General features: G+C 65.9%; 11 protein-coding genes and 2 tRNA genes. 11 read left to right on the plus strand and 2 right to left on the minus strand.

Annotated features, from left to right (window positions below; translation table 11 throughout):
- The 3 genes from OE647_RS18080 (at position 1) to OE647_RS18090 (ending at position 1,920) form a co-directional block, all read left to right on the plus strand.
- Positions 1-522: a GNAT family N-acetyltransferase gene (locus OE647_RS18080; RefSeq protein ID WP_412174977.1), complete on the plus strand. Its 522-nt coding sequence runs from the start codon at positions 1-3 to the stop codon at positions 520-522.
- Positions 523-551: 29 nt separating this feature from the next.
- Positions 552-628 (plus strand) — tRNA-Arg (locus tag OE647_RS18085).
- Positions 629-1,047: 419 nt separating this feature from the next.
- Complete coding sequence (locus OE647_RS18090) at positions 1,048-1,920, plus strand: hypothetical protein (protein WP_263723162.1); 873 nt, start codon at positions 1,048-1,050, stop codon at positions 1,918-1,920.
- A 118-nt stretch (positions 1,921-2,038) separates the two neighbouring features.
- On the opposite strand, the gene OE647_RS18095 is transcribed toward OE647_RS18090, so the two are convergent.
- A complete protein-coding gene (locus tag OE647_RS18095) occupies positions 2,039-3,328 on the minus strand; it encodes a glycosyltransferase (RefSeq protein ID WP_263723163.1) in 1,290 nt (429 codons plus the stop codon).
- A complete protein-coding gene (locus OE647_RS18100) occupies positions 3,321-4,283 on the minus strand; it encodes a GntR family transcriptional regulator (protein WP_263723164.1) in 963 nt (320 codons plus the stop codon). Before OE647_RS18100 ends, OE647_RS18095 begins: the two co-directional genes overlap by 8 nt.
- A gap of 384 nt (positions 4,284-4,667) precedes the next feature.
- On the opposite strand from OE647_RS18100, the gene OE647_RS18105 reads away from it, so the two are divergent.
- From OE647_RS18105 to OE647_RS18140, 8 genes are all read left to right on the plus strand, one after another.
- The gene (locus OE647_RS18105; protein WP_263723165.1) at positions 4,668-5,696 is read left to right on the plus strand and encodes a BMP family protein; all 1,029 of its coding nucleotides are present in this window, start codon (positions 4,668-4,670) and stop codon (positions 5,694-5,696) included.
- A complete protein-coding gene (locus tag OE647_RS18110) occupies positions 5,696-7,255 on the plus strand; it encodes an ABC transporter ATP-binding protein (RefSeq protein WP_263723166.1) in 1,560 nt (519 codons plus the stop codon). Before OE647_RS18105 ends, OE647_RS18110 begins: the two co-directional genes overlap by 1 nt.
- Positions 7,245-8,294: an ABC transporter permease gene (locus OE647_RS18115; RefSeq protein WP_263723167.1), complete on the plus strand. Its 1,050-nt coding sequence runs from the start codon at positions 7,245-7,247 to the stop codon at positions 8,292-8,294. Before OE647_RS18110 ends, OE647_RS18115 begins: the two co-directional genes overlap by 11 nt.
- On the plus strand, positions 8,294-9,238 hold the full coding sequence (locus OE647_RS18120) for an ABC transporter permease (protein ID WP_263723168.1): 945 nt from the start codon (positions 8,294-8,296) through the stop codon (positions 9,236-9,238). The genes OE647_RS18115 and OE647_RS18120 overlap by 1 nt, the downstream gene beginning before the upstream one ends.
- A complete protein-coding gene (locus OE647_RS18125; protein WP_263723169.1) occupies positions 9,238-10,518 on the plus strand; it encodes an amidohydrolase family protein in 1,281 nt (426 codons plus the stop codon). The genes OE647_RS18120 and OE647_RS18125 overlap by 1 nt, the downstream gene beginning before the upstream one ends.
- A 138-nt stretch (positions 10,519-10,656) precedes the next feature.
- A tRNA-Ser gene (locus OE647_RS18130) sits at positions 10,657-10,746 on the plus strand.
- 349 nt (positions 10,747-11,095) lie between these two features.
- A complete protein-coding gene (locus OE647_RS18135) occupies positions 11,096-11,932 on the plus strand; it encodes a protein NO VEIN domain-containing protein (RefSeq protein WP_263723170.1) in 837 nt (278 codons plus the stop codon).
- 30 nt (positions 11,933-11,962) lie between these two features.
- On the plus strand, positions 11,963-12,335 hold a 373-nt coding region (locus OE647_RS18140), incomplete at its 3' end, for a hypothetical protein (RefSeq protein ID WP_263723171.1).

Below are 12,335 nucleotides of genomic sequence, written 5' to 3' on the forward strand. Positions count from 1 at the left end.
ATGCAAGCCCATAATAACATGTACGAAACCAACCCGTCGGCCCCAACGCCACCCGCCCCGATCGCGATCCGGCGCGAAAGCCCGCTTTCGCCCGACCTGTCTCTCCTGATGGCGCGGCACACGGCGGCCATGCACGCCGACACGCCCCCCGAAAGCATCCATATGCTGGACGCCACCGCCCTTGCCGTGCCGGGGATCGACTTCTTCGTGATGCGAGAGCCGGATGGCCGCCCGCTGGGAATGGGCGCCCTCAAGCGGCTTTCGGACGACCACGCGGAAATCAAGTCGATGCATATCCTCGCAGAGACGCGCGGGCGCGGACTGGCCCAGGCGATGCTGGCCCATCTGCTTGAGGCGGCCCGCAGGGCAGGTTTCACCCGGCTCAGCCTGGAAACCGGATCGCAACCCGCCTTCGCCCCGGCGCGCGCGCTTTACGCCCGCGCGGGGTTCCAGCAATGTCCACCGTTCGAAGGCTATTGCGAAGACCCGAGCAGCGTCTTCATGACGCTTCGGCTTGCGTGACGGCGCGGTCTGGCGCAAAAGGAAAACACGGTCCCGTAGCTCAGCTGGATAGAGCAGCTGCCTTCTAAGCAGCGGGTCGGGGGTTCGAGTCCTCCCGGGATCGCCAAAAAATCCCTCTCTCCCGCGCCGATCAATCGAACAACCTGCTCCGTCAGGCGAGGGCACGAATCATAACGCGTCGCCGCTTGCACGAACGGCCCCGGCAAGGGCGCCGAGATCGCAGGCCACCCGCCCTGATTGCATACCAACCCCGAACGCTCCGCCAAAGTAGCGCCTCGCGGCACCTGCTGCTCCGCGGCTTCGGCAAGCTTTTGCCTAACTTTATCGGCCCTCCCACAACAATCACGCAACCTCGGCAACAATATGATCAGACCCAGGTAATTGTCGCGCAACTTATCGCCTGTCGCCTTTTTTAGGCCCAGATATTGCCCCGGAAATGCTCGCGATGGGGGTATCTTGTATCTAGAATCGTTGAACACCATCCAAGCGCGGCTGGATCGCGCCTAACGAGCAAGGAACCGAACGATGGATAGATCTGAACGCAAGCAAGGCTCCAGGCTGACGGCCCTTCTTTCGTGCTGCGCGCTGGCCCTGGTTTTGACGGCAGCCCCAGGCTTTGGCCCCTTCACGGGCGACGGCTGGGACGGCGCGGCCCTCGCCAAGTCGGAAAACGGCGGCGGCAATGGGAATGGCGGCGGCAACGGCAACGGCGGAAACAACGGCAAGGGCGGCGAGAAGAGCAGTAAAGGCAAATCCTCGTCGGCGAAGGGCAAGTCGGCCAAGGCCGCAGCGACCGAAGACGGCACGCTGACGCCCAGCCAGAAGGGCAAGTGGAATGCCATGAATGCCAGCCCGCAGGCGCTCGCGGCCCATATCGCCAACGGGAACTTCAACGGCACGATCGGCGCGCTGGCACAGCTCAATCTCGCCGCGAAGGCGGCCAGCGGCGTTGAACTCTCGCCGGAGGAGATGGCGGCGCTGGAAGGCATGGTCAGCACCGACGGCATCGAGGTCAGCGATGACGAGGTCGTCGATGCCCTGAACGACGCGGCTGCGAAGGCCGGTGTAGACGCCTCTTGGTCGGTGACCGAAGAGGGAATTGGTTGTGAAGGTGACGGCTGCCCGAACGACGAAGAAACCGAGGGTGCGACCCAAGCTGCGATTGACGGCACGCGCAGCGACCTTGAGCTTCAGGAAGCCTACGACCAGTTCCTCGATGAGTCCAAGGCGCGCATCGTAGAAGAGTCGAACAAGCCTCTGGGCACTGACGAGTTAGAACAGCTGTTCGACGAGATGGGCGCAAAGTGGGACGTGGATATCACCCCCGAAGAGCCCGCACCGGACGCGTCGGCCGCCGAGGGCGAAGCGGAGACCCCGCCCGCCGAAGAAGGGGCCTGATCGAAAGCACCCGAGGCTTACGGCAAGATATCAGAACGGGCGGCCAAGGCCGCCCGTTTCCTTTTCCCGCGCCCCTGACAATCCACCAGCCTCGCCCCGGTCCAGCAGGCGCAACGCCCTACCCTCCGCTCGGCCTCGGCCCGGAGGCAAGTGCCAGAATGCGGTCGGCGGCCAGATCGGCACCCGAACGCGCCTGCATCACTGTGGCATTCGACGCCAGGCGTTCGCGCATTGCCCGGTCGCCGAACATCTCCCGGATGGTCGTGATCAACATCTCCTCGGTCCAGTCCGCCCGGTGGAGCTTTCGCCCGGTGCCGGTTTCGACCGCCCGCGTCGCGTTGTCGTGCCCGTCCCAGCCATGAGGCAGGATCAGCGACGGCACCCCGTGGTAGAGCGCCTCGCATAGACCGCTGTTTCCCCCGTGATGGATGAAGAGGTCCGCCATCGCCAGGACCGAGGGCTGGGGATACCAGCCATCCAGATGCACGTTGTCAGGCACGCCTCGATAAGCGTCGCGCCACGCGCCCACATGAACGATAAAACGCGCGCGCATCTTGCCGAAAACCGCGATCATTCGCTGCATTAGCGCGACATCCAGGGCGCCGAGGCTCCCGAAGGAGACATAGATCAATGGTCCCTGCCGGTTGCCGAAGCTAGGCAGGTCGAAGGGCCCCTCGTGCCGCACCGCCCCCTCAAGATGGGTGAAACGCCCGGGATCGAGCGGCCGGGCGCGGTCGTGGCGCAGGACCGAGGGCGTCAGAAGCAAGTTCAGATCCGGCGACGTCTCCAGGAACTGCCCTGGCGGCAGCGGGGCAAGGCCCGCGGCGGCGCGGAAACGGCTATACCGGCCATGCGCGGGCGCTATGGCCTTGAGATATCTCGAAATAAAGGCCGCGCGCCCTTCCCGGTCGCCGGTCGCAAGGCCCGAGCAATGGGGCGGGATCGCGTCGTCCGGGATCTCGGTTTCGGCACCCGAGACGATCCGCACCCAAGGGCAGCCCGCCCGCGCAATCGCGGGGAACATCACTACGTTGTCGAGCACCACCGTATCGGGTCGCAGCCGCGTCAGAAGGGCCGCCAAAGGAGCCTCCGCCCCGATCGCCGTCTCCACGATCGCCTCCCAGGTGGGGGCGACATAGGTTTCGATCTGGTCGATGGGCGACAGATTGAGATGCGGCAAATGGCGGCGGCCGAACGCGCGCCAGTCCTCATCCGCGGGCAGCGGCGCGCCAAGGGGCAGGCAGTACTCCTGAAAGCCGTAATCGGCGAAGATGCCGTTGAACCCCGGAGGGCAGATGAAGACCGGCCGGGCGCCGCGCGTCCTCAGGGCGTTTGCGATGCCGACACAGGTCAGCGCCGCGCCAAATCCGGCCTCCGGGAAGAAGGCGATGACGGGCGCATCAGCCATCGCTCCCCCCAGCCATGCCCGGCTTGGGGAGCGGTGGGGCGCCCCGGCTGGCCGCCCGCGGTCGGCTATCTTGCGACAGCCGCAGATGAACGCGCAGCAGATCGGCCGCCACGTCGAAGCGGCCTGCCTCCATTTGATCAAGAATTCCAATATGTTCGAGCATTGCCTGGCGCTGCCGCACAGGGTTTACCCACCGCGTGGCGCCGGGAAGTTCGTGCATCCTCAAGTGTTGCGCCAGGGTCTCTGCGACAAAACGGTTGGCCGCGCCGCGCGCTATCAGCCCATGGAACTCGGTATCCAGCGCCTGAAAATCCTTCGGGTCCAGCCCTTCATCAGGGCGGTTCAGGAAGGCTGTCATCGCCGCGCGCGATCCGGCGGCCCGGTCCGGGTCCAGCCGGAACCCCGGGGCGGAAAGCGCCTGCGGCTCCAGCAGCAGGCGGAACTCATGACTATCGGCCTGCGACGCGGGGGCATGCGGGAGAGACGTGAAAACCCAAGCCTGCCCCGGCGCACGGACCAGCAGACCATCTTCGGCCAGCCGGGCCACCGCCTTGGTCACGGCGGATCGCGCGCAGCCGTAGCGCCGCATCAGCGCACCCACCGATACGGAGTCATCAAGGCGCCGCGCCGCCCGGTCGCGCAGGATGCGCCCCGCGAGATCCGCGTCGCTCGCCCCCGGGGGAGGCCCGGCGAGCGGCGACGTGGGCAGGAAATCAGGCGAAAGGCGGTAGCCCGAAGCGGCCTCGTGCTGGGCAAACCCCTGATCGACCAGAAGATCGAGCGCGGCGCGCACAGGCGTGCGGGATACCTTGCAGGCCCGTGCCAGCGCCTGTTCCGGCAACCGCGCGCCCGGCCCCAGCCCACGTTCGCGGACATGGTCCAGGATCCTTTGCGCAAGCTCTCGATGGCTTGCGCGGGGGCGACCGTTACGACTCGGCGTCGCGTTCAACTCCATTCGACCTGGGCCTCGCCTCCGACGGCCGCGCAAGCATTACCGCGCCGCCACTAGGTATTTTTTCTCGAAAAAATACCATTCATTCAAGGATATTCGTAAATATGAGGCAAGTTTCAGTCCATTAATGAGAGAACGTACCAACATGAAGCATGGGCGTCGCAGCAGAACCGCAGCCGCCTCGCGCGTGATCCTGCCGCCATTTCCGGGCCGAGGCTGCGCGCCGAGCAATCTCGTAGCATCGCCATAGACCTTATGAAACGGCCTTCTTTCGTCCCCCTTGGCGCGCGCTGAGCCCCGCCTATTCTGGTCGCGTCGCCAAAGGACTTGCCCGAATCGGCAAATCTTGACCAGATAGTAAAAAATATCAACCAACAGGGAAAAGCCATGTTTCACCACAAGGGCACAAGCGCGGCCTTGTCGCGCCGCAAGGTATTGAAGGCCGGGGGCGCGCTGACCGCGACGGGTCTGATCGGGTTGCCCGCGCGGCTTCTGGCCGCCGATCCGGTCAGCGTCGCCGGTATCTACACCGTTCCGGTTGAACAGCAGTGGGTCAGCCGTATCCACAAGGCCGCGACCGCCCAGCAAGACGCGGGCGCGGTCACCTACACCTATTCGGAGAACACCGCGAACACGGATTACGCGCGCGTCATGCGGGAATATGCCGAGGGCGGCGCCAAGCTGATCGTGGGCGAGATCTTCGGCGTCGAGGACGAGGCGCGTGAGGTCGTGGGCGACTACCCGGAGGTGGCCTTCCTCATGGGATCGAGCTTCATGCCCGATCCGGCCTACCCGAACCTTGCCGTCTTCGACAACTACATTCAGGACGCCTCCTACCTGTCGGGGATCATCGCGGGCGCGATGTCGCAAAGCGGCAATATCGGCATGGTCGGCGGCTTCCCGATCCCCGAGGTCAACCGGCTCATGAACGCCTTCATGGCCGGCGTGCGCGAGACCCGCGCCGACGCGAAGTTCCAGATCAGCTTCATCGGGTCGTGGTTCGATCCCCCGAAGGCCAAGGAAACCGCCTTTGCCATGATCGATGCGGGCGCCGACGTGATGTATGCCGAACGCTTCGGCGTTTCGGACGCGGCCCAGGAACGTGGCGTGCTGGCGGTGGGCAACGTAATCGACACGCAGGCCGATTATCCCGGCACGGTCGTCGCCTCCGCGCTTTGGCATTTCGAGCCGACCTTTGACGCGGCGCTGGCGCGGGTGATCGACGGCAGCTTCGCCGCCGACAACTACGGCGTCTATTCGCAGATGAAGGAAGGCGGCTGCTCGCTTGCCCCACTTGGCACCTTCGAGGGCAAGGTACCCGAGGCCGCGATGGCCCTGGTGGCCGAGCGTGAGGCGGCGATCAAGGATGGCAGCTTCACCGTCGCGATCGACGACAACGAACCGACCGCCGGCTGATGGGCCCGCAGGCGCAGGCGCGGGTTGTCCTGCGCCTGGACGGCATCACCAAGCGCTTCGGGCCGCTGGTTGCCAACGACGCGATCACCTTCGACCTGCACGAGGGCGAGGTGATCGCGCTTCTGGGCGAAAACGGCGCCGGCAAAACGACGCTGATGAACATCCTTTTCGGCCATTATTCGGCCGATGAAGGCCGGGTGGAGCTGTTCGGCAGCCCCCTGCCCCCGGGAAATCCGCGCGCGGCGCTGGCGGCGGGCGTCGGCATGGTGCATCAGCACTTCACGCTGGCCGACAACCTCAGCGTGATGGAGAATATCGTTCTGGGGACCGAACCGCTCTGGCGTCTTGGCCGGGGCCGCGCGGCGGCGCGTTCACGGGTCGAGGCGCTGTCGCGCGACTACGGGCTCTCGGTCCATCCAGACGCCCGCGTTGGCAGCCTGACCGTTGGCGAACGCCAGAGGGTCGAGATCCTCAAGGCGCTTTACCGGGACGCGCGCATCCTTATCCTGGACGAACCGACGGCGGTGCTGACCCCACAGGAGGCGGAGGATCTTTTCGCAACGCTTCGCAAGGCGGTCGCGCGCGGCATGTCGGTGATCTTCATCAGCCACAAGCTGCATGAGGTGATGGCGATTTCCTCGCGCGTGCTGGTCCTGCGCCACGGCAAGCTCGTGGGCGAGGTGGCCACCGAGGCGACCGACCGCCACCAGTTGGCGACGATGATGGTGGGCACGGAGGTGGCACCGCTTGAGGTCCGCGCCCACGCGCCGGGCCCGGTGCTCATGGCCCTGAAGGGCGTTTCGACCCCGGCGCTCGGCAACGCGATCGGCCTGAGGGATATTACGCTTGAGTTGCGCGCGGGGCAGATCACCGGGCTTGCCGGCGTATCGGGCAACGGTCAGGCCGCCCTTGCCGCGCTGATCGGCGGGCTGGAGGTGCCAGAGGCCGGCGAGATGGAGATGGCGGGCGCCCCGGTCGAGGGCTGGTCGCCGCGTCGTGCCATCGACGGCGGCGTGGCGCGGATCCCGGAGGACCGCCACAAGACAGGCACCATCGCGGACTTCTCCCTGACTGAAAACGCGATCCTCGAAAGCTACGGGGACGCGAAGTTCAGCCGCAAGGGTTGGATGAACTGGCGCGCGGCGGAAGGGTTCGCGCGCGACATCATCGCCACCTATGACGTGCGCTGCCCGGGCCCCGCCACGCGCATCCGGCTCTTGTCGGGGGGCAACATGCAGAAGCTGATCCTGGGCCGGGTGCTGGAACGGGGGCCAAGGATCATCCTCGCGAACCAGCCGGTCAGGGGCCTCGACATCGGGGCGGTTACCTATGTTCACCAGCGCCTGCTGGGCGCGCGCGACGAGGGCGCGGCGGTCCTGTTGATCTCGGAAGATCTCGACGAGGTCATGGCGCTTTCGGACGTGATCCATGTGATTTCCGAGGGCCGGCTTTCGCCTGCCTTCCCCCGGGGCGCGATGACGCCTGCGGGGCTAGGCGTCTGGATGGCCGGCCACGGGTTCGAGGGGGCCGAAGGCGGGGGGGCGGATCATGCGGCTTGAACCGATCGCCGATCCGGGTCTTGGCCGCACCTTCGGCTATCCTGCGGCGGCGCTCGCCGCCACGGTGATCTTCGCGATGACGCTGGCGCTGGTGGCGGGCGCCGAGCCGCTGGCGGTCCTCGGCCTGATGATCAAGGGCGCCGCGGGTTCGAAATTCGCGCTGCTGGAGACGCTGAACCGCGCGACACCGCTGATCTTTACCGGCCTCGCGGTCGCCGTCGCCTTTCGCGCGAAGCTTTGGAACATCGGGGCCGAGGCGCAGCTTTACGCCGGTGCCGTCGTGACCGTGTTGCTGGGCACGGGAACGCTGGCGCTGCCTGGGCCGCTCCTTCTTCCGGTGGTGGCGCTCGCCGCGGCGGCGTTCGGGGCGCTGGTTCTGCTTGGGCCCGCCACGCTGAAGCTGCGCTTCGGCGTGGATGAGGTCGTGACGACGCTGCTATTCAACTTCATCATGCTGCTTTTCGTGTCCTACCTGCTGGAAGGGCCGATGAAGGACCCCGCCGGCATGGGCTGGCCGAAGTCCGCCAAGCTGATCCCCGAGGCGCGCCTGCCCCGGATTCTGGAGGGGCTAAGGCTCCACTGGGGCTTCCTTCTGGCGCTGATCGCGGCGGTGGGTGTCTGGGTCGTCCAGACGCGCACCACGCTCGGCTATGAGATGCGCGCCGTCGGCCTGAACCCGGTCGCCGCGCGCTTCGCGGGGCTGCCGGTCGGGCGCATCATGATCAAGACGGCGCTTCTGTCGGGCGGGCTCGCCGCCCTTGCCGGCTGGTCGGAGGTCGCGGGGCTGAAAGGCAGCCTGACGCTCGATCTGAGCCCCGGCTTCGGCTACACGGGCATCATCGTCGCCATGCTGGCGCTTCTCAACCCGCTCGGGGTCGTCGTTTCCGCCCTCTTCGTCGCGGGCGTCTTCGTGGGGGCGGACTCGATGAGCCGGGCCATCGGCGTGCCCAGCTACATCGCCGACGCACTGATGGCGGCCGCGCTTCTGTTCATGGTGTTGGCGCTTCTCCTAGCGCGCGTCAGGGTCCGGAGGGGATGATGGAGATCTTCGACATCCTCCTGTCGGCAACCTTTTGGGCGGCGGCAATCCGTATCGCGAGCCCGCTGATCTTTGCCACGATGGGAGAGCTGATCTGCGAACGCGCGGGGGTCCTGAACCTCGGGATCGAGGGGATCATGATCGCGGGCGCCTTCACCGGCTGGTTCGCGGTCTATGCCGGAATGCCCCTGCCCGCCGGTGTCCTCATGGCGCTGCTGGTCGGAATGGCCTTCGGGCTGCTGCACGGGACGCTGACGGTGCCCTTCGGCCTGTCGCAGCATGTGGTGGGGCTTGGGGTGACGCTGCTTGCGACCTCGATGACCTATTTCACCTATCGCCTCGCCCTGCCCGAGGTCACCTCCCCACCCCGGATCGAGGCCTTTGCGGAATGGCCGGTGCCGGTCCTGTCCGAAATCCCGCTGCTCGGCCCTGCCCTTTTCGTCCAGACACCGTTGACCTACCTCGCTTTTGCGACGGTGGCAGCGGTGGCCTTCGTCCTTTACCGCACGCCCCTTGGCCTTGCCCTGCGCGCGGTGGGCGAAAACCCCGCCTCGGTCGAGGCGCAGGGGCTTTCGGTCACGGGCCTCCGGCTGGGGGCGGTGATGGCGGGGTCGGGGCTGATGGCGGTGGGCGGCGCCTTCCTGACCATGTCCGCCTTCAATTCCTTCTTCTTCGAGATGGTGAACGGACGCGGCTGGATCTGCATCGCGCTGGTCGTCTTCGGCGCCTGGAAGCCCTGGAAGTCGCTTCTGGGCGCAATCCTTTTCGCCGCCTTCGACGCGCTCCAGATCCGCCTGCAACAGACGCCGATCGGGGCGCATGTGCCCTACCAGGTCTTTCTGATGATGCCCTTCGTGCTCTCGATCTTGGCGCTGATCCTGATGTCGCGGCGCGCCGAGGTCCCGGCGGCCCTGATGGTGCCCTACAACAAGGGAGAACGCTGATGTTCGATCTGATCGTGAAGGGCGGCACCCTGCCCGACGGCCGCCAGGCCGATATCGGCATCCAGGGCGACCGCATCGCGGCGGTCGAGCGGTTGGAGAGCGCCGCGGCCCGCGAGGTGATCGACGCCACGGGCGACCTCGTCTCCCCTCCCTTCGTGGACCCGCATTTCCACATGGACGCGACGCTTTCCTACGGGCTGCCGCGCGTCAACGCGTCGGGCACACTGCTGGAAGGCATCGCGCTTTGGGGCGAGTTGCGCGAGACCGCCACGGTCGAGGAGATGGTCGCGCGCGCGCTGGCCTATTGCGACTGGGCCGCGGGCATGGGCCTTCTGGCGATCCGCACTCATGTGGACACAACCCCCGACCACCTGCGCGGCGTCACCGCGATGCTGGAGGTCAAGGCCCGCGTCCGCGACTACATCGACCTGCAACTGGTGGCCTTCCCGCAGGACGGGCTCTACCGGACCGCAACAGGGCGCGAGAACCTGATCCGCGCGCTCGACATGGGCGTCGATGTCGTGGGCGGCATCCCGCATTTCGAACGCACCATGGAGGACGGGCGCGAAAGCGTGCGCGACACTGCCCGCATCGCCGCCGAACGCGGACTGATGTTGGATCTGCACTGCGACGAAACCGACGACCCGATGAGCCGCCATGTCGAAACGCTGGCCGCAGAGGTGACGCGCCACGGCCTTGGCGCCCGCGCCGCGGGCAGCCACCTGACTTCGATGCATTCGATGGACAACTACTATGTCTCGAAATTGCTGCCGCTGATTGCGGAAAGCGGGATGTGTGCGATCCCCAACCCCCTGATAAACATCACCCTTCAGGGCCGCCACGATACTTTCCCCAAGCGCCGCGGCCTGACACGGGTGAAGGAGATGCTGGCACAGGGCATCACCGTTGGCTGGGGACAGGACTGCGTGCTGGACCCGTGGTACTCGCTCGGAACGGCGGACATGCTGGACGTGGCCTTCATGGGCCTGCATGTCGCCCAGATGACCCACCCGGCCGAGATGGCGCGATGCTTCGAGATGGTGACGGAGGGCAACGCAAAGGTCATGAACCTGGAGGGGTATGGCCTCCGGCCGGGCGCGGCGGCCTCGTTGGTCGTCCTCGACGCCGGAAACCCGACCGAGGCGCTGCGCCTGCGTCCCGCCCGGCTGGCCGTGATCGCGAAGGGCAAGGTCATCGCCCGCACACCACGCGGCGACCATGCCCTTTCCCTGCCCGGACGCCCCACGATCGCCAACCGACGCGCACCCGCTCGGCCCTAGCCCACCCGACCGTTATAGAGCCCAGGGGGCCTCGCACAGTCCGCTGGCGCCTCGTGCATTCCCCGCCGCGCCGGCGCGGATTGCAGCAGCGCGACTTTGCCCTTGTCCCCTCCATCGCCCCCTGATAGAGCGACAGGCGGAGTGGTGGCCGAGTGGTCGAAGGCACACCCCTGCTAAGGGTGCAGACGGGAAACCGTCTCGAGGGTTCGAATCCCTTCCACTCCGCCACTTGCACATTGCAAACCCGAGATGAGGTCCCTGACGGGGCCTTTTTCTTTATGTGCCAAAGGGGTTTGCAGGAACCATCCGCCCTTCGGAGACTGGCCGCCTTCGCGAGATCGGTCTCTGAACGCCCACCGTCTCTTTCCACCCGCCCCGCGCTCTGGGCGAGACGGTTTCAAAATTCCCATATGTTTCAGTGAACTCACGGGATCGCACTGCGCCCGTGTTTTGCTGGTTCCGGCTTGTTTCGATGCAGACGGAGACGCGACACGGGCGGCGTGGTCGTTGGTATGTCTTGGGAGTCTTGCGCGAAGTCTCTGATGACAAACGCAGTTTCCGCCCTTAGCCTGGCGTGATGTCAAACGGGGCCTGGACCGATAAAGAGAACGACCTGATCGTCGCGGATTACTTCGCGATGCTGGCCGACGACGTCTGTGGTCGCCCCTACAACAAGGCCGAGCACCGGCGCGGGCTTCTGCCGCTGTTGAATGATCGGTCCGAGGGATCAGTCGAGTTCAAGCACCAGAACATCAGCGCCGTGCTGAAGGGGCTGGGTGAGGACTGGATCCCGGGCTACAAGCCTGCCTTCAATTTCCAGATGACACTGGTGGACGCCGTGGCGCGATGGCTGGCGCTGAACCCGGCATGGCTCGGTCGCCATTCGGGTACCGGAGCGCCGACTGGCCTCGCGGAGGCACGCCCGATCTGGATCGGGCCGCCGCCCACGTTGTCGAACCAACCGCCGCCGCAGGAGCTGGAGCAGATGCTGCACATCGCCCGCAAATTCGATGTCGCAGCGCGAGACGAGCGAAACCGCGCCCTCGGCCGGGCCGGTGAGGAACGCGTGCTGGCGCACGAACGTGCAGCCCTGAAATCAGCGGGCCGCGACGATCTTGCGCGCAAGGTCAGGTGGGTGTCGGAGGAGGATGGCGATGGCGCCGGCTACGATATCGCCAGCTTCGCGCCGGACGGCCGTCCGCGCCTGATCGAGGTGAAGACGACGAATGGCTGGGAGCGTACCCCTTTCCACATCAGCCGCAACGAGCTGGCCGTGGCCGAGGAGCGGCGCTCGGAATGGTCCCTGTTCCGGCTCTGGAACTTCGCGCGCGAGCCGAAGGCGTTCGAATTGCATCCGCCGCTGGACGCGCATGTCTCTCTGACCGCGACGTCCTATCAGGCGAGTTTTCACTAGTTGCGCTAACGTGCTTTTCGTCGGGTAACGATGGGTCAGCAAGAGCCTTCGGCCTTCCTGAAGGTGATGGAGAAAGTGGATTCACATCTCGCACTCGACTGGCTAATAGGAGTAATGCAGAACATATCCCACGCCGTCATGGCGCAACGCCATGAACCAAAAGACAGCCCCGATGACTTCCCAACGCCACCGTGGGCAACCCGCGCGCTGTTGCAGCACGTGATCCGCGACCCTAATCTTTCCCGTCTGACCTGCCTTGAGCCGGCATGTGGCAGATGTCCGTCGTCAGAAGATTTGGGACACGAGTGGCTGATCTGGAACGGAGGGCCTGGCTCGTTTGGGTTTCAGTTTATGCTGCGGTCTGGCGATGCAGCAAGCGGCGCTTCTCGATGGTTTTGGCCTT

This window comes from Albidovulum sediminicola (genome assembly GCF_025751575.1).
GTDB lineage: Bacteria > Pseudomonadota > Alphaproteobacteria > Rhodobacterales > Rhodobacteraceae > Albidovulum > Albidovulum sediminicola.